Source organism: Mycobacterium sp. IDUB_21 (assembly GCF_055419425.1).
In genome coordinates this window covers 26,368-48,248 of the sequence record NZ_JBVAXQ010000016.1, presented here as the reverse complement: position 1 = coordinate 48,248, position 21,881 = coordinate 26,368, and the positions used below count along the sequence as shown (strand labels likewise).

Here is a 21,881-nt window from a genome sequence, read left to right as displayed (position 1 = left end):
CCGCTAGGCCCGCCGGGGCGCGACCAGCCGCTCGCGGCGCAGCATCTCCACTTCGGGGAGTTCCAGCGGTGCCAGGTCGCCGACCACCTTCGACAGCAGCAGGTCGGCCAGTTCCGGGTTGCGGGCCAGGCACGGCCCGTGCAGATAGGTGGCGACGACGCTGCCCTGCACCGCGCCGTCGTGCCCGTCGCCGGCTTTGTTGCCGGCGCCTTTGGTCACTGCCGACAGTGGTGTCGCCGACGGACCCAGCACGGTGCCGCCGCGATGGTTCTCGAACCCGGTCAGCGGATCCGTCAGTCCCGCCAGCAGCGGGGTGCCGACCACCTCGCCGATGGTGCGCGTCTCCTGCGGTGAGGTGGTGACATCGAGCAGGCCGACCCCGTCGACGCGTTCCCCGGCGGAGGTCTCGTACCAGGCCCCGAGCACCTGGATAGCCGCGCAGATCGCCAGGATCGGCGCCCCGCGCGCCGCGGCGCGCTGTAGTCCCGGGTGGGCGATCAGATGCCGGGTGGCCAGCCGCTGCGCGTAGTCCTCGGCGCCGCCGAGGGTGTAGAGGTCCAACGACTCCGGTACCGGGTCGGCCAGGGTGATCTCGACGATCTCGGCGGCGATGCCCCGCAGCAGCAGTCGCTGTCGCAGCACCACCGCGTTGCCGCCGTCGCCGTAGGTGCCCATCACGTCGGGTAGCACCAGCCCGATCCGCACCGTCATGCCAACCTCCGCTGCAGCTGCAAAAACGCGGTGTAGTTGGCGACGACGTCGACCCGCCCGGGCGGGCAGGCGGCGATGGCGGCGCAGGTGTCGTGCACGAGGCTGTGCTGCACGCCGGCGTAGCCCAGCCGGACCGCCAGGTCGGTGCCGCGCTCCCCGGCGGCCACCACCGCAGTGCCTTCGAAGTGCTCGAAGCGCACGTCCCACAACCAGGACAGATCTTCGCCGTCGGGCACCTGGCCGTTGACGGCGATCACCACCCCGGCGGCGTGGTGGTCGACCATCGACAGCGCTTCCTGCCAGCCGGCCGGGTTCTTGGCCAGCAGCATCCGCACGGTGTGTTCGCCGACCTGCACGCTGCGGTAGCGGCCGGCCACCTCGTCGACGGCCGACACCGCGGCCACCGCCCGGATCGGATCGGCGCCCAAAGCAACCGCGGCGGCGACGGCCTGGGCGGCGTTGCCGCGGTTGACGGTGCCGGGCAGCGCGAGCCGCATCGGCAACACCAGCCCGTCGGGTCCGTACAGCGAGTCGTCGTCGAACCACCACTGGGGGGTGGGCCGGGCGAAGTCGGTCCCGGTGGAGCGCCAGTGCCCGTCGCGGCGGTCGATCAGCTCGCCGCTGCGTGGACAGCTGACCGAGTCACCCGCCCAGCCGCCGCCCGCGGCGACCCACACCACGTTGGGACAGTCGTAGGCGGCCGAGGTCATCAGCACGTCGTCGCAGTTGGCGATCACCACCGTCTGCGGATGCCTGGCCAACCCGGTGCGCAGAGCGCGCTCCACGGCGTTGATCTCACCGACCCGGTCCAGCTGGTCGCGGGACAGGTTGAGCAGAACGACCACCGCCGGTGAGACCGCATCGGCCACGTGCGGCACGTGCATCTCGTCGACCTCGAGGGCCGCCAGTCCGGCGGTGCGGTCGGCGGCCAGCGCCGCCACCAGCCCCGCGTCCATGTTGGCGCCTTCGGTGTTGGTGGCCACCGAGCCCAGGTCGCGCAGCGCGGCCGCGACCATGCGCGTGGTGGTCGACTTGCCGTTGGTGCCGGTGACGACGACGCTGCGCCGTCCGGTGCCGAGCTGACCCAGGATCGAGCGGTCCAGCGTCATCGCGACCAGGCCGCCGATCATCGCGCCGGCGCCGCGCCCGGTCACCCGCGACGCCCATCGGGCGCTCGCTCCGGCGGCCAGCGCGAGGCGTCCACGGGCGGTGATCACTCGGTGAGTTTAGGGCGACCCGCTGCGCGCTGCGCGGGACGATCGCCCTGGTGAGTTTAAATTGCCCCGACACGGGCCCCGGCCGGCCGCCATCGTCGGACCGGCATGCCATTCTCATGGCATGAGTGCGCTGTGGGGGCGCCCCGCCCGCGAACCCGGCGACGGCTGGGTCGTCGTCGACGTCGAGACGTCGGGATTCCGGCCCGGGCAGGCCCGCGTGCTCAGCGTCGCCGCCCTGGCACTCGACGCCGACGGCCGGGTGGAGCGATCGGTGTCGCACCTGGTCAACCCGGGCACCGACCCGGGCCCCACCCATGTGCACGGGCTGACCGCCGAGATGCTGGCGGGCCAGCCGCAGTTCGCCGACGTGGTCGACGAGGTCGCCGCGCTGCTGGCCGGTCGCACCCTGGTGGCGCACAACGTGGCGTTCGATTACACGTTCCTGGCCGTCGAAGCCGAGATGGCCGGCGCCGAACTGCCCGTCGACTCGGTGATGTGCACGTTGGAGTTGGCTCGGCGGTTGAACCTGGGTCTGGCCAACCTGCGGTTGGAGACCCTCGCCGCACACTGGGGCGTCGTGCAAACCCGGGCCCATGACGCGCTCGACGACGCCCGGGTGCTGGCCGGGGTGCTGCAGCCGGCGCTGCAGCGGGCCCGGGAACGCGACGTGTGGTTGCCGGTGCGGCCGGTGACCCGGCGCCGGTGGCCCAACGGCCGGATCACCCATGAGGAGCTGCGGCCGCTGAAGGCGCTGGCGTCGCGGATGCCGTGCGCCTACCTGAACCCGGGCCGCTATGTGCGGGGGCGGCCGCTGGTTCAGGGCATGCGGGTGGCGCTGGCGGCGGAATGCACCCGCACCCACGAGGAACTCGTCGAACGCATCCTGCACGCCGGACTGGCCTACAGCGACGTCGTCGACGCCAACACCTCGCTGGTGATCTGCAACCACGACCGCCCCGAGCAGGGCAAGGGCTACCAGGCGCGGGAACTCGGCGTGCCGACGGTCTCCGACGAGCACTTCATGGCGAGTGTCGGCTGCGTGGGCGGGGTCGTCCAAGGCACCGACATCGAGCAGTTCGTCGACGCCGGGCCGGCCGGCGAGCAGATCTCGCTGTTCTAGACCCGGGTTCAGCCGAGCCGGGCCGCCCGGTTCACCGCCGAGACCACCGCCCGCAGCGACGCGGTGGTAATCGACGGCGCGATGCCGACACCCCACACCGTCTTACCGCCAATAGAAGCCTCCACATACGCCGCGGCCTGAGCTTCCTCGCCGGCGCTCATCGCATGCTCGGAGTAGTCCAGCACCTGGACGTGCACACCGACGTGGCTCAGCGCGTCGACGAACGCGGCCAGCGGACCGTTGCCGGCGCCGGTGATCTCGGTCTCCACCTCGTCGACCTTGACGATGGCCTCGATCCGGTCGGTGCCGTCGTCGGTCTCGGCGGCGATCACTCGCTGCCGCATCCGCTCCAGCGGCCGCACCGGGTTCAGGTACTCCTCGGCGAACGCGTCCCACATCTCCTTCGGCGTGACCTCGCCGCCTTCGCCGTCGGTCAATTGCTGAATGACCTTGGAGAACTCGATCTGCAGCCGCCGCGGCAGCGCCAGCCCGTGGTCGGTCTTCATCACGTAGGCCACGCCGCCCTTGCCGGACTGCGAGTTGACCCGGATCACCGCCTCGTAGGTGCGGCCCACATCGCGCGGGTCGATCGGCAGGTACGGCACCTGCCAGAGCATGTCGTCGACGTCGGAGTCGGCGGCATCCGCGTCGATCTTCATCTGGTCCAGGCCCTTGTTGATGGCGTCCTGGTGGCTACCGGAGAACGCCGTATAGACCAGGTCGCCGCCGTAGGGGTGGCGTTCGGGCACGTTGAGCTGATTGCAGTACTCCACGGTGCGGCGGATCTCGTCGATGTCGGAGAAGTCGATCTGCGGGTCCACCCCGCGGGAGAACATGTTCAGCCCCAGCGTCACCAGGCAGACGTTGCCGGTGCGCTCGCCGTTGCCGAACAGGCAGCCCTCGATCCGGTCCGCGCCGGCCTGGTACCCCAATTCCGCCGCGGCGACCGCGGTGCCGCGGTCGTTGTGCGGATGCAGGCTCAGGATCACCGAGTCGCGTCTCTTCAGATTGCGGTGCATCCACTCGATCGAGTCGGCGTAGACGTTCGGGGTGGCCATCTCCACGGTGGCAGGCAGGTTGAAGATGATCGGGTTGTTCGGCGTCGGCTCGATGACGTCGCCGACGGCGTCGCAGACCTGCTTGGCGTACTCCAACTCGGTTCCGGTGTAGGACTCCGGCGAGTACTCGTAGCGCCACCGGGTGCCCGGATGCTTGGCCTGTTCCTCGAGGCACTTGCGCGCCCCGGCGACGGCGATCTCCTGTACCGCGGCGCGGTCGGCGCGGAATACCACCCGGCGCTGCAGGATCGACGTGGAGTTGTAGAAGTGCACGATCACGTTCTTCGCGCCCGAGCAGGCTTCGAAGGTGCGCTCGATCAGCTCGTCGCGGCACTGGGTCAGCACCTGCAGCGTGACGTCATCCGGGACGGCGCCGTCGGTGATGATCTCGCGGACGAAGTCGAAGTCGGTTTGGCTGGCCGATGGGAACCCGACCTCGATCTCCTTGTAGCCCATGGCCACCAGCAGGTCGAACATCCGCCGCTTGCGAGCGGGGCTCATCGGGTCGATCAGCGCCTGATTGCCGTCCCGCAGATCGACCGCGGACCACATCGGGGCACGGTCGATGACGCGGTCCGGCCAGGTGCGGTCGAACGGAACCGCCGCTGTGCCCGATGTCGGGCTGCCGCCCGGAACCTCGTCGGCGAAGCTGCGGTAGCGGTGGACCGGCATCGCCGAGCCGCGCTGGGTATTCCAGGCGGGCTGGCCGGGATTCGGCGGGCCGCCGGGTTTGGTGATGGCGCGCGCGGACGTAAAGGCGTCCGGGCTGGAAAAGGTACTCACGATGGTCGCTCCGGCTTGTCAGATGGACTGCAGACCGGCGCATCGGCGAAACCCGCGACGGGGAGCCGGTCCTGGTCAGACCCCGTCGCGGCGTCCGAGCAGGAGCGCGCGCAGCACGTCGGCGAGTCTACCGCGTCGCCGCTCGCGGCAAAAATGACCCGTTGCGCATCAGATGCGATATATGAAAGCATCTGATGCATGCGTACCACGATCGATCTCGACGACGACATTCTGCGCACGTTGAAGCGCCGCCAGCGTGCGGAGCAAAAAACGTTGGGGCAGCTGGTCTCCGAACTGCTCGCGCAGGCACTCGCGGCCGATCCTCGCCCGAGGGTCGACATCCGTTGGGCAACCGCCGACTTGCGTCCCCGGGTCGACCTCGACGACAGGGATGCGGTCTGGGCGGTCCTGGACCGATGAGTGAAACGTTCGACGTCAACATCCTCGTCTACGCGACGCATCGCGCCAGTCCATTTCATGACCAGGCGAAAGCACTCGTCGAACGATTCCTGACAGGGCCGGGCCTGGTTTACCTGCTGTGGCCGGTTGCGCTCGGCTATTTGCGCATCGTCACCCATCCGAGTTTGCTCGAGGCCCCGCTGGCGCCGGATGTCGCCGCCGCCAACATCGACCAATTCGTCGCGCAACCGCACGTGCGCCTAGTCGGTGAGAGAGACGGATTCTGGCCCGTCTATCGGCGGGTAGCCGACGGGGTCAAGCCGAAGGGCAATCTGGTGCCGGACGCCCATCTGGTCGCGCTCATGCACCAGCACGGCATCGCCACGATCTGGACCCACGATCGCGACTTCCGCAAGTTCGACGGGATCACCGTGCGGGATCCGTTCGACGACGGCAAGAGTAAGTAGTACTTGTCCACCCACTATCCTTGGCAGGGTCTTTCAGGTACTCGCCGGATCGGAAAGGGACATCCGTGGCGCTCGTCGTGCAGAAATACGGTGGATCATCGGTGGCCGACGCCGACCGGGTCCGCCGGGTCGCCGAGCGCATCGTCGAGACCAAGAACGACGGCGACGACGTCGTGGTGGTCTGCTCGGCCATGGGCGACACCACCGACGACCTACTGGACTTGGCCCAGCAGGTGTCGTCGGCGCCACCGGCCCGGGAACTGGACATGCTGCTCACCGCCGGCGAGCGGATCTCCAACGCGCTGGTGGCGATGGCCGTCGAGGAGTTGGGCTGTAAAGCCCGCTCTTTCACCGGGTCTCAGGCCGGGGTGATCACCACCGGCGTGCACGGTAAGGCCAAGATCATCGAGGTCACCCCGGGCCGGCTTCAGGCCGCCCTGGCGGAGAACCAGGTGGTGCTGGTGGCCGGATTCCAGGGTGTCAGTCAGGACACCAAGGACGTCACCACGCTGGGTCGCGGCGGCTCGGACACCACCGCGGTGGCGCTGGCCGCCGCCCTGAACGCCGACGTCTGCGAGATCTACACCGACGTCGACGGCATCTACAGCGCCGACCCGCGCATCGTGCCCAACGCCAAGAAGTTGGACACCGTCTCCTTCGAGGAGATGCTGGAGCTGGCCGCGTGCGGAGCCAAGGTGCTGATGCTGCGCTGCGTGGAGTACGCCCGCCGCTACCACTTGCCGATTCATGTGCGCTCGTCGTACTCGGACAAACCCGGCACCATCGTTACCGGATCGATTGAGGACATCCCCATGGAAGACGCCCTGCTCACCGGAGTCGCCCACGACAAGAGCGAAGCCAAGGTGACCGTCGTCGGCATCCCCGACCTGCCCGGATACGCGGCCAAGATCTTCCGCGCGGTCGCCGACGCGGACATCAACATCGACATGGTGTTGCAGAACGTCTCCAAACTCGAGGACGCCAAGACCGACATCACGTTCACCTGTCCGCACGACAACGGGCCGGCTGCGGTCGCCAAGCTGGATTCGCTCAAGGCCGAGATCGGCTTCACCGAGGTGCGCTACGACGAGAAGGTCGGCAAGGTATCGCTGGTCGGGGCGGGCATGCGCAGCCATCCCGGGGTCACCGCCACGTTCTGCGAGACGCTGGCCGACAACGGCATCAACATCGACTTGATCTCCACCTCCGAGATCCGGATCTCGGTGCTGGTGGCCGAGGACGACCTGGACAAGGCTGTCGTCGCGCTGCATCAGGCGTTCGATCTCGGCAGCGACGAGCAGGCCACGGTCTACGGCGGGACGGGGCGCTGACGTATGAGCCGCGTTCGGTTATCGATAGGCGTAGTCGGCGCCACCGGCCAGGTGGGCCAGGTGATGCGCGCGCTGCTGGAAGAACGCAATTTCCCCGCGGACACCGTGCGGTTCTTCGCCTCGGCGCGCTCGGCCGGGCGCAAACTGCCGTTCCGCGGTGTCGAGATCGAGGTTGAAGACGCCGAGACCGCCGATCCGACGGGTCTGGACATCGCGTTGTTCTCCGCCGGTGGGGCGATGTCGAAGGTGCAGGCGCCGCGCTTCGCCGCCGCCGGGGTGACGGTGATCGACAACTCGTCGGCGTGGCGCAAGGACCCCGACGTGCCGCTGGTGGTCTCGGAAGTGAATTTCGACCGGGACGTGCGCGGGGTGACCCTGAAGAAGGGCATCATCGCCAACCCGAACTGCACCACGATGGCGGCGATGCCGGTGCTCAAGCCATTGCACGATGAGGCCGGTCTGACCCGCCTGATCGTCTCGACCTACCAGGCGGTCTCGGGTAGCGGGCTGGCCGGGGTGCAGGAGTTGGCGACGCAGGTCCGTGCGGTCGCCGACGGTGCCGAGCAACTGGTGCACGACGGCGGTGCGCTCGAATTCCCGCCGCCGAACCAGTACGTCGCGCCGATCGCGTTCAACGTGGTGGCGCTGGCGGGTTCGCTGGTCGACGACGGCTCGGGCGAGACCGACGAGGATCAGAAGCTGCGCTCCGAGAGCCGCAAGATCCTGGGTGTCCCGGACCTTTTGGTGAGTGGCACCTGTGTTCGGGTGCCGGTGTTCACCGGGCACTCGCTGTCGATCAACGCCGAGTTCGCCCGGCCGCTCTCCCCGGAGCGCGCCACCGAATTGCTCAAGGCCGCACCGGGAGTGACGCTGGCCGACGTGCCGACCCCGCTGGCCGCCGCCGGCGCCGACGACTCCTTGGTGGGCCGGATCCGGGTCGACCCCGGGGTGCCCGACGGGCGCGGCCTCGCGCTGTTCGTCTCCGGAGACAACCTGCGTAAGGGTGCCGCGCTCAACACGATTCAGATCGCCGAGCTGCTGGCTGAGCTTTAGCGCCGAACGTGCATCGTCTGCGAAAGATCGCCGATAGTTGCGCAGCGGTTGCACGCTCGGTGGGGTGTGTGGCGACGGTGGCACTATTGACCGGTTCGTTGGTCGCGCACGCCGAACCGCCCGCTCCGATTCCACGTCCGGTGTTGTGGCCGCTGGCCGAAGGGCAGGTGGTCCGGATCGGGCCGAGTGCTGGAACCGGCACGCTCACAGGTGATTACGGTATCGGTGCCACCGACCTGTGCGAGTTCATGGAGTTCCCCAGCGCGGTGCTGCAGATCTGCGGGGACAGCTTCGCCGGGCAGGGCGTCGGCTACGGCGGCTGGTATTCGCCGATTGCGCTGCGGCTGGATCCCGATTCGGTCGACGACTCCGCCGGGGTGCGCTACACCGGCGTGCTCGGGGCGGACAGGCCGCTGCTGGCCGACCCGGCACCGCCCGGCTGCACGCAACTGCCGGCCGGCGTCATCTCGATCAATCGGACCAACTACTTGATGGTGACCACCGCCAAGATGTTGGCGCCTCAGACGTCACGGCTGGTGAAAGCCGATCCGGCGCAACCGGGTTGGCAGACCGTGCCCGGGTCGGTGCGGGCGTCCTCCTATCAGGATTTCGGTCAGTCCCAGATCAGCGGTTACTACGATCCGGTTCCGACGCCGGACTCGGTCACCGGCTGGGTGTACATCGTCGCCAACAACTTCGACCGCAGCGCGGCGGTGACGCTGTACCGGGTCACCCCGGGCAAGTTCACCGACCGGTCGGCCTGGCAGGGCTGGGCTGCCGGAGCGGGCTGGGGACATAAGCCCACGCCGCTGTGGAACGACCAGATCGGCGAGCTCAGCTTGCGCCAGATCGACGGCAAACCGGTGCTGTCCTACTTCAACGGCACCACTTTGAACATGGAAGTGCGGGTGGCCTACGACCCGACCGGATTGGGGACCGCTCCGGTGACCACGGTGGTGCAGCACGCCGAGTGGCCGGACTGGCCCGAGCCCGTCGAGACCCTGCCGTCGCCGTTCGACAACCGGCTGGCCCAGCCCTACGGCGGCTATATCTCTCCGGGGTCGACGCTGGACGAGCTGCGAGTGTTCATCAGCCAGTGGAATACCGAGCCGCGTCATCGGGCGCCGTATCGGGTGATCCAGTTCGCGGTCAACCCGTTCAAGCCCTGGTCAAACAGCTGAACACGTCGTCACTTGGCTTCACTGCCCCGGCGTATGCCACACCCGAATCGCCGGCGCGGAGGCCCAGTTGAGTCGCCCGTTCATTTTGGTGGATTCCGCTCCGCTGAAACGTACGCTTAACGGCAGGTAAGAAATCGCTTACTGTGTATCACCTGCACTTGCGGATTTGAGGTAACCGAGATGACTCGTGGTCGGCGTCGTCGGGTGGGTGTGGGTTCGGTGGTGAGTGCGTTTTTGGCGTTCGGGCTGGGGCCGTTGGCGGTGCCGGTTCGGGCGGATATCGGTGACGTGGATTGGTTGTCGGATCTGTGGGCGCCGGTGGGGTCGGCGGTGGATTCATCGGGTGGCTGGGATGTGGAGGCCCTGGATTGGGGGGTGTGGTTTGAGCAGTTCGTGTATGCCCCGGTCCATGCCGATGTCGAGGGGTGGATCAGCTCGTCACTGGGGATGCAGGTCGGTGGGGCGATCAATACGTTGTTGGGGTCGTTTGCGATTGGTGATGGTGCGGCCGGAACGGTGGATTCTCCCGATGGCGGCGCCGCCGGCTGGTTGCTGGGTGACGGTGGGGCGGGTTATGACGGGTCGTTGAGCGGGGTCGCCGGTGGCGACGGTGGCGATGCGGGGTGGTTCGGCGATGGAGGTGCCGGCGGGGCTGGTGGCGCCGGTTTCGCCGGTGGTGATGGTGGTGTGGGTGGCTCGTTCATGGGCATGGGCGGTGCTGGTGGTGCCGGGGGTGTTGGTGATGTCGATACGGCCGGCGGCGCCGGTGGTGATGGTGGTGCCGGGGTGGGGTGGCTGTTCAGTGGTGGCGGCGACGGCGGCGTGGGGGCTGCCGGCGGTGTTGGGGCGATGGGTGCCGCTGGGTTAACGGGATCTGTTGGGGCCGCGGGTGATTCGGGCGGAAACGGTGGTGCTGGAGGCGTGGGTGGGGCCAGTACCTCGCGGTTGTTCGGTGTTGGTGGGGCTGGTGGCGATGGCGGTGTGGGCGGTTCCGGTGGCGGTGGGGGTGTCGGCGGTGATGGTGTTGCCGCAGACGGCAACTTTGCGGTCGATGGTGGGGATGCGGGACTGGGCGGCAATGGTGGTTCCGGTGGCAATGGTGGTGCCGGCGGTGCCGGTGGCCAGGTGGCTGGTTGGGGTAGCGCAGGGGTCAATGGTGTCGGCGGCGCCGGCGGTGATGGTGGTCGGTCCGGTGCTGGGGGCAATGGTGGTGATGGTGCTTCCGGCGTTGCTTGGCGAGTTGATGGTGGTGTCGGTGGCGATGGCGCCAATCCGGGGCTGGGTGGTCAGGGCGGTGTTGGCGGTGCGGCCGGTGTTGGTGGTCTGAGCGCGACCGGCCACACCGGAACCAACGGCGCCACCGGCGAACTCGACCTCGGCGGCGGCAACGGCGGCAACGGCGGGGCGGGATTCAGCTACGGCGGCACGCTCACGGGCATGTCGGGAGTTGCACCGCAAACCGATGCCCTTAACGGGGACACAGTGACTGCGGGTGCGTTCGCGGCTGGGTCCGACGGCGGCCAGGGTGGCGCAGGCGGTAACGCCGCAGCTCTCAACGGTGTCGGCGGTAACGGGGGTGTCGGCGGCAACGGCGGATCCGGCGGGAACGGCGGGAACGGCGGCTTCGCCGGCGGCAAGGGCGGCGACGGCGGTGACGGCGGTGCCGGGGGCGTCGGCGGTATGGGCAGTCAGACCGGGGCCGGGGGTGTCGGCGGCGCAGGTGGCCACGGCGGTCTGGGCGGCAACGGTGGCAACGGCACCGGCAACGGCACTCCGCAATCGCCCGGCACAGCCGGCAACGGTGGCCTGGGCGGCCAGGGCGGTTCCGGCGGGCAGGGTGGCGCGGGCTACGTCGGGCAGGCCGGCGTGTCCGGACTCAGCCGCGGAGACGGCGAGGCGGGCGGGGCCGCGGGCGACGGTGGACAGGGTGGTGCCGGCGGTGGCGGCGGTAATGCGGGCACCGGTTTCAACAGCACGGTCGGGATCAACGGCGCCGGTGGTGGCGGTGGTGACGGTGGTGGCGGCGGCAATGGCGGTACCGGGGGCAACGGTGCGTTCGGGACGTCCGGGGTGGCCGGTGGCTCCGACGCCGGGAGCAGCCTCGGTGGCGGCGGCAACGGTGGGGAGGCCGGCGCGGCGGGCAACGGCGGCAACGGTGGCGTCGGCGGGGGAGGCGGCACCACGGCCGGCGGTACGGGTGGCGCGCACGGCGTCGGCGGGGACGGCGGTAACGGTGGCGCCGGGGCGGCCGGTGGTACCGGCTTTCGCGGCGCGGCGGGGGTGACCGGGGTGGTCGGATCCGGCGGCAGCCTCGGTGCCGGCGGCAATGGCGGCAACGGCGGCAATTCGACCTTCGGCGGCAACGGTGGGCAACCCGGGGGCAGTGGTTCTGACGCCGGTTCGGCAGGACAGTCCGGGGCCAGCCCGACCGGTTCGGTCGGCAACGGCGGTGGCGGCGGTCAAGGGGTCGCGGCCACCACCGCCGCCGGCACCGGCGGTAAGGGGGGCAACGGCGGCGCCGGCGGCAACATCGGTGACGGCGGTGCCGGGGGCAACGGCGGTCAAGGCGGCACCGGGACCACCGGGACGCAACCTGCGCCGGCCGGGCAGGCGGCGCCCGGTGCCAACGGGGCCAATCAAAGCTGCGCGGTTACCGCGTTCGGTCTCTGCGTGCTCGGCCAGAAGGACGCCACCAACGGCTCCGCTCCCACGTCGACGGCCACGTCCGGGCAGGTGGGCGGCAAAGGCGGTGCCGGGGGCGGTGCCAGCGGCTTGATCACCGCGGTCTCCAGCGCCAATGCGGCCGGCAACGGCGGAGCCGGCGGCACCGGCGGTATCGGCGCCGCAGGCGGAGCCGGTGGCGCCGGGGGGAATGCCACCAACGGACTGCTCGGGCTTGTGGGCTCGGCGACCGGCGGCAACGGCAACATCGGGGGCGCCGGTGGGGCGCCCGGACCGGCCGCGGTCGGCGGGACCGGCGGACTCGGCGGCACCGGCGGAGCCGGGGGCGCCGGCGGCTCGATCTCCGGTAACGGCGGGACCGGCGGGACCGGCGGTGCCGGGGGTACCGGTGGCACCGGTGCTGCCGGCGCGGCGGGCGGCGCCGGCGGGAACGGCGGCAACGCCACCGCGACGATATCCGTTGCGGGCACGCTGACCGCTGGGAGCGGCGGTAATGGTGGCATCGGCGGTCAGGGTGGCGCCGGGGGCACCGGCGGTAACGGCGGGACGGGCGGCGCGCCCGGTGCCGCCGCGCACGGGACATCCGGCCAAGTTGGCAGTGGCGGTGCCGCCGGCATCGGTGGAGACGGCGGCGCGGCCGGCGCGGGTGGCACTGGCGGTGTGGCCGGTGTGCCGGGCGGGCCCGTCGGGCTGCTGCAGAACCTCGTCTATGGCCACGACGGTGAGGCCGGCGGAACTCTCGGCGCCGGCGCCGGCGGCGGCCCCGGCAAAGCCGGCGCACCGGGCTGATCGCGGCCGCCATTGGCGGTCCTCCGCTGATACCCCACCGTGCCAAGCCTGGGGTAAACCTGAATTCACACCGGGCTTCGGGGAGTCGCGGAACCCCTGACGGAGCGCCCTCTGCCGCCGCTACCCACCATCTGACCTGCGGAAATCGATGACCTGGGCAGTCCGCGAACACGCGCGCGGAAAATTGTCCGAAAATAAGTGACGAACTTCATAAAATTCCCCCCGTGGTCGGCTAGCTTGACGTTTATTAAGGGTCATTTCAGTGACTTTTCAGCTCGAAGCAGGAGGCAATCGCGATGGCTCGTGGGCGGCGTGTGGGTCAGGGTCGGGGTCGGGGTTGTCGGCGGGTGGTTGGTGCGGGTTCGGTGGTGGGTGCGTTTTTGGCGTTGGGGTTGGGGCCGTTGGGTGGTGTGGCTCGTGCGGATGGGGGTGATGTGGATTGGTTGATGGATTTGTTCGCGCCGGTGGGGTCGGCGGTGGAGTCCTCGGATTGGGGGTCGGCTGATTGGGGACCGTGGTTTGAGGAGTCTGTGTATGTGCCGTGGCATGAGGGTGTTGAGGGGTGGATCAACTCGTCGTTGGGGTTGGAGGTCAATGGGGTCATCAATGCGCTGCTGGGGTCCTATGCGATTGGTGATGGTGCGGTTGGGACGGCGGAGTCTCCTGATGGTGGTGCCGCCGGCTGGTTGTTGGGTGATGGCGGGTCGGGTTATGCCGGTTCGTTGAGTGGTGTCGCTGGTGGTGATGGTGGCGCTGCGGGGTGGTTCGGCGATGGTGGTGCCGGCGGGGCTGGTGGTGCGGGTCTAGCTGGTGGTGATGGTGGTGTGGGTGGCTCGTTTATGGGTTCCGGTGGTGCTGGGGGTGCTGGGGGTGTCGGTGATGTCGATGTCACCGGCGGTGCTGGGGGTGCCGGTGGTGCCGGGGTGGGCTGGTTGTTTGCCGGTGGTGGCGACGGTGGTGTGGGTGGTGATGGCGGCGTGGGGGCCGTGGGTGCGGTTGGTGTGGCCGGTGGTGTCGGGGGCTTGGGTGATTCGGGTGGCCATGGTGGTGCTGGGGGTGCTGGGGGTAGCAGTACGTCGCGGTTGTTCGGTGTTGGTGGCAGTGGGGCCGCTGGTGGCAACGGTGGTGTGGGTGGTGCTGGGGGTGTCGGGGGTGATGGTGTCGCCGGGGATGCGTCGTTTGCGGTCGGTGGTGGTGCCGGTGGTGATGCGGGGTTGGGCGGCAATGGTGGTTCCGGTGGCAATGGCGGTGCCGGTGGTGCCGGGGGCCAGGTGGCTGGTTGGGGCAGCGCAGGGGTCAATGGTGACGGCGGCGCCGGCGGTGATGGTGGGCGGTCCGGTGCTGGGGGCAATGGTGGTGATGGTGCTGCGGGGATCGGTTCGAATGTTGATGGTGGTGCCGGTGGTGGTGGCGCCAATCCGGGGCTGGGTGGTCAGGGCGGTGTTGGGGGTGCGGCCGGTGTTGGTGGTCTGAGCGCGACCGGCCACACCGGGTCCGACGGCGCCACAGGCGAACTCGACCTCGGCGGCGGCAACGGCGGCAACGGCGGCCATGGTTACAACTTCGGTCAGGGAACTCCGGGCAACGCGGGCGGGGCGGGGATCCAGATGTTCGCGGCCGGACTCACCTCTGGTGCGCCCACCGGCGGAAGCGGCGGGATGGGCGGCGCTGCCGCTGAATTGGCCGGTGACGGTGGGGATGGCGGCGCCGGTGGCAGCGGTGGGTCCGGCGGCAACGGCGGCAACGGCGGTTGGGCGGCCGGTGATGGCGCCGTCGGCGGCTACGGCGGCAATGGTGGCGCCGGTGGTACCGGCAGCCTCACCGGTGTCGGCGGCAATGGTGGTGCCGGCGGCGGCGGGGGGCAGGGCGGTAATGGCGGCAACTGGACCGGCAACCAGCAAAGCCTCGATGCGGGCGCGCCCGGGACGGCCGGCAATGCCGGTGGCGGCGGTCTCGGCGGCAACGGCGGTGCGGGTGGCTCCGGCTTCGCCGGCTTGGCGGGCGCAACCGCCGGTGCGGACGGGCAGGTCGGCGGCCAGGGCGGGACCGGTGGTGAGGGCGGTTCCGGCGGCGCCGGAGGCAACGCGGGCACCGGCGCCCACAGCACGGTCGGCGCCAACGGAAACGGCGGCAACGGCGGTGAGGGAGGTGGCGGTGGCACGGCCGGAGCCGGCGGCGACGGCGCTCAGGGCGATACGACGTTCGCATTCCAGAACGGGGCAGGCGGCAACGGCGGCGCGGCGGGCAACGCCGGGGGCGGCGGCCACGGCGGTGCCGGCGGCGGCGGTGGCAGCACCGCCGGCGGTTCCGGTGGCAACAACGGGTCCGGCGGTGCCGGCGGTGATGGCGGCAACGGGGCCAAGGGCGGTACCGGTGGTGCGGGAGCGGCCGGAGTAGCCGGGGTGGCCGGGTCCGGTGGTGCGCTCGGTGCCGGCGGCAATGGCGGTAACGGTGGGGATTCCGGTGTCAGCGGAGGCGGCGCCGGCGGCGGCGGTGCGGCCGGTACCGGTGGCACGGGCACCGCGGGATCGGCAGGCGGCACCGGTAACTCTGGTGCGGGTGTGTCGGGTCCGGCGGGCAATGGTGGTGTTGGTGGTGCTGGTTATGACCCGTCGGCGGCCAATTCTGGTGCTGGGGCTGGTGTTTCGGGTGGCAACGGTGGCAGTGGTGGTAATGGCGGCAATATCGGCCAGGGCGGCGCGGGCGGTGTGGGTGGTTCGGGCACTGCGGGTGCGGCTGGTGTTGCGGCGACGGTGGCCGGTGATGCCGGCACGTCGGGTACCGGTGGCGGGTCGGGTGGCAACGGTGGTGCTGGTGGTCTGGGTGGTTCGACTTCCGGTAATGGCGGCGTCGGTGGTGCCGGCGGTTCGGGTGCCGATGGTGGGGCTGCCGGTGCGGGTGCGGCCGGTTTGGCCGGTTCGTTCGCCAATAGCGGCAGCGGTGATGGTGGCAATGGTGGTAGCGCGGGTGCGGCCGGCGCTGGTGGTGGCGGGGGCAACGGCGGTGCCGGGGGTGGGGTGGCTTCCGGTGGCGGTGGCATTGCCGGGGGTAATGGTATTGGCGGCAATGGCGGTGATGGTGGTGCTGGGGCCACCGGTGGTGATGGTGGCGCGGGCGCGCAGGGTCTGGCCGGTCAGCTCAACAGTTCGGGTAATTCCGGTGGTGGTGGTGATGGTGGCAACGGTGGTGATTCGTCGCAGGGTGGTGCTGCGGGTGCGGCCGGCGGTAATGGCGGCAGTGCCGGTAATTCTGGTGCGGGTGTGTCGGGTCCGGCGGGCAATGGTGGTGGCGGTGGTGCTGGGTATGACCCGTCGACTAGTGGTGCTGCGCCTGGTGTTTCGGGTGGTAACGGTGGCAGTGGTGGTGATGGCGGCAATATCGGTAAGGGCGGCAACGGTGGTGCGGGTGGTTCGGGTACCGCGGGTGTCGACAATGCCGGGGTGGTGGCGGCTTCCGGTGATGGTGCTGCCGGGGGCAGTGGTGGTTCCGGGGGCAACGGTGGTTCCGGCGGTAATGGTGGTTCCACCTCGGGTGCTGCCGGTTCCGGCGGTCTCGGTGGCAACGGCGCCACCGGTGGCGGCGGCGGCATAGGCGCCGCCGGCACCGACAATTCGGCACTGACCAATGGTGCGTCCGGTGGTAATGGCGGCACCGGCGGCGCGGGCGGATCCGGTGGTACGGGTGGCAACGGTGGGGCCGCGGGTACGGTCACATCCGGTGCCGCAGGAACGGTGGGCGCCAACGGAAATGGTGCTTCCGGTGGTGCCGGCGGTGGCGGCGGCAACGCCGGTGGCGGTGCCGCGGGTACCGGTGGAGTCTCGGGCGTGGCGGGTGGTTCGGACACCGGCGGCAGCCTGGGCGGTGGCGGCAACGGTGGTGGTGCCGGTTCGGCCGGTTCCGGTGGCCAGGGCGGGGCCGGCGGCGCCGGCGGGTCGACGTCGGGAGCAGCGGCCGGAACCGATGGATCCGGTGGAGTCGGTGGTGACGGTGGTGATGCGGCCAAGGGCGGCAACGGCGGTGCCGGAGCGGCCGGCGCCGCGGGAGTCGCCGGTTCCGAAGGCGCATCGGGTGCCGGCGGCAACGGCGGCAATGGTGGTGATTCGTCTCAGGGAGGCACCGGTGGCAGCGGCGGCGCCAACGGTGACGGCAGCGGGTCGGCGAACACCGGTAACTCTGGTGCGGGTGTGTCGGGTCCGGCGGGCAATGGTGGTGTTGGTGGTGCTGGTTATGACCCGTCGGCGGCTAATTCTGGTGCTGGGGCTGGTGTTTCGGGTGGCAACGGTGGCAGTGGTGGTAATGGCGGCAATATCGGCCAGGGCGGCGCGGGCGGTGTGGGTGGTTCGGGCACTGCGGGTGCGGCTGGTGTTGCGGCGACGGTGGCCGGTGATGCCGGCACGTCGGGTACCGGTGGCGGGTCGGGTGGCAACGGTGGTGCCGGTGGCCTGGGTGGTTCGACTTCCGGTAATGGCGGCGTCGGTGGTGCCGGGGGCTCGGGTGCCGATGGTGGGGCTGCCGGTGCGGGTGCGGCCGGTTTGGCCGGTTCGTTCGCCAATAGCGGCAGCGGTGATGGTGGCAATGGTGGTAGCGCGGGTGCGGCCGGTAACGGTGGCGCCGGGGGCAACGGCGGTGCCGGGGGTGGGGTGGCCGCCGGTGGGAGCGGCAACACCGGTGGGGTCGGTCTTGGTGGTCATGGCGGTGATGGCGGGGCTGGGGCCACCGGTGGTGATGGTGGCGCGGGCGCGCAGGGTCTGGCCGGTCAGCTCAACAGTTCGGGTAATTCCGGTGGTGGTGGTGATGGTGGCAACGGTGGTGATTCGTCGCAGGGTGGTGCTGCGGGTGCGGCCGGCGGTAATGGCGGCACGGTGGGCAATGCCGGTGCGGGTGTGTCGGGTCCGGCGGGCAATGGTGGTGGCGGTGGTGCTGGGTATGACCCGTCGACTAGTGGTGCTGCGCCTGGTGTTTCGGGTGGTAACGGTGGCAGTGGTGGTGATGGCGGCAATATCGGTAAGGGCGGCAACGGTGGTGCGGGTGGTTCGGGTACCGCGGGTGTCGACAATGCCGGGGTGGTGGCGGCTTCCGGTGATGGTGCTGCCGGGGGCAGTGGTGGTTCCGGGGGCAACGGTGGTTCCGGCGGTAATGGTGGTTCCACCTCGGGTGCTGCCGGTTCCGGCGGTCTCGGTGGCAACGGCGCCACCGGTGGCGGCGGCGGCATAGGCGCCAATGGCGCGGCCGGCACCTCCAGCACGGTCGCCGGCACAGGCGGCGGCAATGGCGGGCAGGGTGGTTCCGGCGGCACGGGCGGCAACGGCGGCGTGGGTGGCAAGGAACTCGCCGGCACCGGCGCCCAGGCCGCGACGGGTACCGGTGGCAATGCCGGCTCCGGTGGCAGCGGCGGTCTGGGTGGCGACGGCGGAGCGGGCTACAACGGCACCGCGGGAACTTCGGGAATCGCCTCCGGCGCCGGTCAAGGCGGCAGTGCCGGCGGGTCCGGTGGGCTTGGTGGCTCAGGTGGCATCGGTGGAAATGCCGGAACCGGAAGCACCGTCGGCAGCAACGGCAACGGCGGTTCCGGCGGTCAGGGCGGCATCGGCGGCAATGCCGGTTCCGGCGGCGACGGTGCGACCGGGGTGACCGGTGTGGCCGGCTCGAACGGCGGGCTCGGCGCCGGCGGCGACGGCGGTAGCGCGGGCGCGGCTGGCCAGGGTGGCAACGGCGGCAATGGCGCCGCCGGCGGCTCCACCGCGGGCAGCACCGCGGGTACCCAGGGCTCCGGCAGCACCGGCGGTAAGGGCGGCGCCGGGGCCATCGGTGGCGACGGCGGCGACGGCGCCGCCGGCACGTTCACCGGCAGTAACGGCAATGGCGGCAATGGCGGCGACGGTGGCAACGGTGTTCTCGGCGGAGCCGGCGGCACCGGTGGTACCGGTCTCACCCCCGGCGGCAACGGCGGTAACGGTGCATTGCCGGCGCCGCTGCCGTCCGGCAACGGCGGGCAGGGCGGCGCGGGCGCCACCAATACGGCTTCCGGCGGCGTCGGCGGCAACGGCGGCAATGGCGGTAACGGCGGTGTCTTCGGGCTCGGCGGCGACGGCGGTAGCGGCGGTAACGGTGCCGGGGGTCAGGGACAGGATGGTTCACCCGGCTAACCGGACAGAACTCATCGACTGGGCGGTGCTGACCTCGGTTGCCCCGGTCACCACGCAGATACGGGGTAACGAGATGACCGGTAGGCGCCGTACCCGGGAACACCGCGGCCGTCTGCTCGGAATGGGAACGGCGGTGGGCGCTTTCCTGGCTTTCGGTATGACGCAGCCGGTTTCGCTGCTCGTCGCGCCGACAGTGCGGGCCGACGAGTTCGGCTGGCTGGTGGACCTGGTGGGCCCCGCCGGTCTCGACGACGCGGCGAACACCGGCCTGGCCGCCGCGGATCCCGGGTCGATGGCCGCCTCCGGCGACTGGTTCGCCGAGGCGTGGCAGACCTACTTCTACCTGCCGCTGCACACGACGCTGGAGAACTGGATCAACAGCCCGTTCGGTATGCAGGTTGACGCCCAGATCAACCAGTGGTTCGCCCCGCTGACCGCGCCGATGGGTGCGTGCGGCCTGATCTGTGACGGCACCGACGGGACGTCTGCGGATGACCCCGACGGCGAAATGGGCGGCCTGTTCTTCGGTGACGGTGGCGCCGGCTGGAACTCCGACCTCCCGGGTGTGGCCGGTGGAAACGGTGGCAACACCGGCGGGATCGGCAACGGCGGCGACGGAGGTTCCGGCGGTGCCGGCGCTGCCGGCGGCAACGGTGGCCACGGCGGTGAGTGGTGGGGCAATGGCGGCGACGGCGGCGCCGGCGGTAACGGCATCCTCACCGTCAACGGCGGTGTGGGCGGCAATGGTGGGGCCGGTGGCAACAGTGCCAGCAATCCCCCCGTCGACCTGTTCGCCATCGGTGCGTCGGGCAACGGCGGCAACGGTGGTGTCGGCGGGAACGGCGCAGCCGGTGCTGCCGGGAACCCGGCCGCCACGGCGGGCGGGATCGGCGGCGACGGGAGCGCAGGTGGTCGAGCCGGCAACGGTGGCCCCGGTGGTAACGGCGGCATCCTCTTCGGGGTGGGCGGCGCCGGCGGAGCGGGTGGCGTCGGCGGCCTCGGGGGCGCCGGTGGAGCCGGCGGGACGGGACTGACCGGCCAGAGCGGCGTCGACGACGGAACCGGCACCGCGGGCGGCAACGGCGGCAATGGTGCTGCCGGTGGGCTCGGCGGTACCGGCGGTGCCGGTGGAGCCGGCGGCAGCATCTCCGGCCGGGCGGGTGGCAACGGCGACGGCGGAACCGGTGGCGCCGGTGGCCGCGCAGGTGTGGGTGGCGACGGTGGGGACGGCGCCGGTGGCAACGCTGCCACCCTGACCGGCGGCACCGGTGGTGACGGTGGTGACTCGGGCGCGATCGGCGCCGGTGGCGGCGGCGGTGCTGCGGGCACCGGCGGGCTGGCCGGAACCGGCATCGCCGGCGAGACCGGGAGCAGCGGCACCTCGCCGTTGGGCGGCAACGGCGGCATCGGCGGGACCGGATACCACGCCACGGCCGTGAACGCTTCGGGCGGCACGGGTGGCAACGGGGGCAACGGCGGAGACCACGGCAACGGCGGCGCGGGCGGGACGGGCGGCAACGGCGGGCCGGGGGCTGATGGAGCCGACACCACCACCGCAGGTGGCGCCGGCGAGGCGGGGTCGATCGGGAGCACCGGCGGAACAGGAGGGACCGGCGGCCTCGGTGGCTCCGTTGCCGGCGACGGCGGTGCCGGCGGTACGGGCGGTGCCGGCGGAACCGGCGGTGGCGGCGGGGCCGGCGCGGACGGGGCGAACGCGACCGTTCCGGGCGGACAAGGTCAGGACGGCGGGTCCGGCGGTACGGGCGGCCGCGGTGGAACCGGCGGCACAGGCGGGGCCGGCGGCGCGGTCGCCGCGGGTGGCTCCGGGAATTCTGGCTTGAGCGGGGACGGCGGCACCGGCGGGACCGGTGGCGTGGGGGGCACCCCGGGCAACGGCGGTGACGGCGCCGACGGCGATTACGACGTGGCCGGTTCCGGCGGCGGCCTCGGCGCCGGCGGGGATGGCGGTTCCGGCGGCAACGTGGGCGCGGGCGGGGCGGGCGGCGCCGGAGGAGCCAGCGGGGACGGGACGACTGTCGCGGCCGGCGGGGCTGCCGGCTCGGCACCCACCCCGACAACCGCGGTCGGCAACGGTGGCGACGGCGGCGACGGCTATGACGCGTCGACGGACCCGGCCGCACCGCCCGGTACCAACGGCGGTGCCGGTGGCAACGGTGGCAGCGGCGGCGCCTACGGCGACGGCGGTGTCGGTGGTGACGGCGGGAGCGGTACCGCCGGATCAGACGGCGCGCCGGCGACTCCGGGCGACAACGGCGGCAACGGCGGCGCCGGGGGCAACGGTGGCTCCGGCGGTGCGAACCTCGGCAACGGTGGCGATGCCGGCAGCGGCGGCGACGGCGCCCAGGGTGGAAACGCCGGTGCTGGAATCGATGGTGCGGACGGTGTAGCGGGGACCGACGAGGGTGCAGGACAAGCCGGCACCGATGCCGGCGCGGCGGGCGTCGGGGGCGATGGTGGCCGCGGTGGCGCCGGCGGCTCGGCTACCGCACCGGGAGCCACGACCGGCGTGGATGGAATCGGCGGCAGTGGTGGCCTCGGTGGCGGCGGCGCCCTGGGCGGCGATGGCGGCGACGGTGCCGGCGGTGTCGTCGGGGTGGCCGGTTCCGGCGGGATGGTGGGTGCCGGTGGCGACGGTGGCGCCGGTGGCGACTCGAGCTTCGGTGGGGCCGGCGGATCGGCAGGCGCCAACGGAGATGGCACCGTCACGTCCCCCGACGGCAGCCCGGGGGCTGACCCGTACGGGCCTGGCGGCGATGGCGGCAACGGTGGCGCCGGGGCCGACAACCCGACCGGAGGCGGCGGAAACGGTGGCAACGGCGGCGCGGGCGGCAACCTGGGCCGCGGCGGCAACGGTGGCCCCGGCGGTGACGGGGCCACCGGGGCGGGGGCCGACGGCTCCGGGCCCTGACCCGGCAGATTCCCG

General features: G+C 71.3%; 12 protein-coding genes. 9 read left to right on the top strand and 3 right to left on the bottom strand.

Annotated elements, in window-relative coordinates; all coding sequences use genetic code 11:
- Positions 1-3 precede the first annotated feature (3 nt).
- Entirely contained in the window at positions 4-711 is a 708-nt protein-coding gene (locus tag ACZYY4_RS20190) for a type 1 glutamine amidotransferase (RefSeq protein WP_463811830.1), read from the bottom strand.
- The gene (locus ACZYY4_RS20185; RefSeq protein WP_463811829.1) at positions 708-1,928 is read right to left on the bottom strand and encodes a MurT ligase domain-containing protein; all 1,221 of its coding nucleotides are present in this window, start codon (positions 1,926-1,928) and stop codon (positions 708-710) included. The genes ACZYY4_RS20190 and ACZYY4_RS20185 overlap by 4 nt, the downstream gene beginning before the upstream one ends.
- A gap of 121 nt (positions 1,929-2,049) precedes the next feature.
- Between ACZYY4_RS20185 and ACZYY4_RS20180 the strand changes: the two genes are divergently transcribed.
- Positions 2,050-3,048 (top strand): DEDDh family exonuclease, encoded by a 999-nt coding sequence (locus ACZYY4_RS20180; RefSeq protein ID WP_463811828.1) that lies wholly within the window; start codon positions 2,050-2,052, stop codon positions 3,046-3,048.
- Between the two features lie 8 nt (positions 3,049-3,056).
- Here ACZYY4_RS20180 and leuA read toward each other — a convergent pair whose 3' ends face one another.
- The gene (gene leuA / locus ACZYY4_RS20175) at positions 3,057-4,889 is read right to left on the bottom strand and encodes a 2-isopropylmalate synthase (protein ID WP_463811827.1); all 1,833 of its coding nucleotides are present in this window, start codon (positions 4,887-4,889) and stop codon (positions 3,057-3,059) included.
- A gap of 198 nt (positions 4,890-5,087) precedes the next feature.
- Between leuA and ACZYY4_RS20170 the strand changes: the two genes are divergently transcribed.
- From ACZYY4_RS20170 to ACZYY4_RS20135, 8 genes are all read left to right on the top strand, one after another.
- Positions 5,088-5,309 (top strand): antitoxin, encoded by a 222-nt coding sequence (locus ACZYY4_RS20170; RefSeq protein ID WP_463811826.1) that lies wholly within the window; start codon positions 5,088-5,090, stop codon positions 5,307-5,309.
- A complete protein-coding gene (locus ACZYY4_RS20165; RefSeq protein WP_463811825.1) occupies positions 5,306-5,755 on the top strand; it encodes a type II toxin-antitoxin system VapC family toxin in 450 nt (149 codons plus the stop codon). The genes ACZYY4_RS20170 and ACZYY4_RS20165 overlap by 4 nt, the downstream gene beginning before the upstream one ends.
- A gap of 65 nt (positions 5,756-5,820) precedes the next feature.
- Positions 5,821-7,086 (top strand): aspartate kinase, encoded by a 1,266-nt coding sequence (locus ACZYY4_RS20160; protein ID WP_463811824.1) that lies wholly within the window; start codon positions 5,821-5,823, stop codon positions 7,084-7,086.
- 3 nt (positions 7,087-7,089) lie between these two features.
- A complete protein-coding gene (locus tag ACZYY4_RS20155) occupies positions 7,090-8,139 on the top strand; it encodes an aspartate-semialdehyde dehydrogenase (protein ID WP_463811823.1) in 1,050 nt (349 codons plus the stop codon).
- Between the two features lie 68 nt (positions 8,140-8,207).
- Positions 8,208-9,320: a DUF4185 domain-containing protein gene (locus ACZYY4_RS20150; protein WP_463811822.1), complete on the top strand. Its 1,113-nt coding sequence runs from the start codon at positions 8,208-8,210 to the stop codon at positions 9,318-9,320.
- 180 nt (positions 9,321-9,500) lie between these two features.
- A complete protein-coding gene (locus tag ACZYY4_RS20145; RefSeq protein ID WP_463811821.1) occupies positions 9,501-12,791 on the top strand; it encodes a PGRS repeat-containing protein in 3,291 nt (1,096 codons plus the stop codon).
- Positions 12,792-13,237: 446 nt separating this feature from the next.
- Positions 13,238-18,937 carry a PGRS repeat-containing protein gene (locus tag ACZYY4_RS20140; protein WP_463811820.1) on the top strand — a complete coding sequence of 1,900 codons (5,700 nt, stop codon included), beginning with the start codon at positions 13,238-13,240 and terminating at the stop codon, positions 18,935-18,937.
- A complete protein-coding gene (locus ACZYY4_RS20135) occupies positions 18,921-21,866 on the top strand; it encodes a PGRS repeat-containing protein (protein WP_463811819.1) in 2,946 nt (981 codons plus the stop codon). The genes ACZYY4_RS20140 and ACZYY4_RS20135 overlap by 17 nt, the downstream gene beginning before the upstream one ends.
- Positions 21,867-21,881 lie beyond the last annotated feature (15 nt).

Coding starts and splice junctions, on each gene's coding strand:
- ACZYY4_RS20135 (WP_463811819.1), top strand. CDS start 18,921: ATGGTTCACCCGGCTAACCGGACAGAACTCATCGACTGGGCGGTGCTG.
- ACZYY4_RS20170 (WP_463811826.1), top strand. CDS start 5,088: ATGCGTACCACGATCGATCTCGACGACGACATTCTGCGCACGTTGAAG.
- ACZYY4_RS20165 (WP_463811825.1), top strand. CDS start 5,306: ATGAGTGAAACGTTCGACGTCAACATCCTCGTCTACGCGACGCATCGC.
- ACZYY4_RS20140 (WP_463811820.1), top strand. CDS start 13,238: ATGGATTTGTTCGCGCCGGTGGGGTCGGCGGTGGAGTCCTCGGATTGG.
- ACZYY4_RS20145 (WP_463811821.1), top strand. CDS start 9,501: ATGACTCGTGGTCGGCGTCGTCGGGTGGGTGTGGGTTCGGTGGTGAGT.
- ACZYY4_RS20180 (WP_463811828.1), top strand. CDS start 2,050: ATGAGTGCGCTGTGGGGGCGCCCCGCCCGCGAACCCGGCGACGGCTGG.
- ACZYY4_RS20190 (WP_463811830.1), bottom strand. CDS start 711: ATGACGGTGCGGATCGGGCTGGTGCTACCCGACGTGATGGGCACCTAC.
- ACZYY4_RS20155 (WP_463811823.1), top strand. CDS start 7,090: ATGAGCCGCGTTCGGTTATCGATAGGCGTAGTCGGCGCCACCGGCCAG.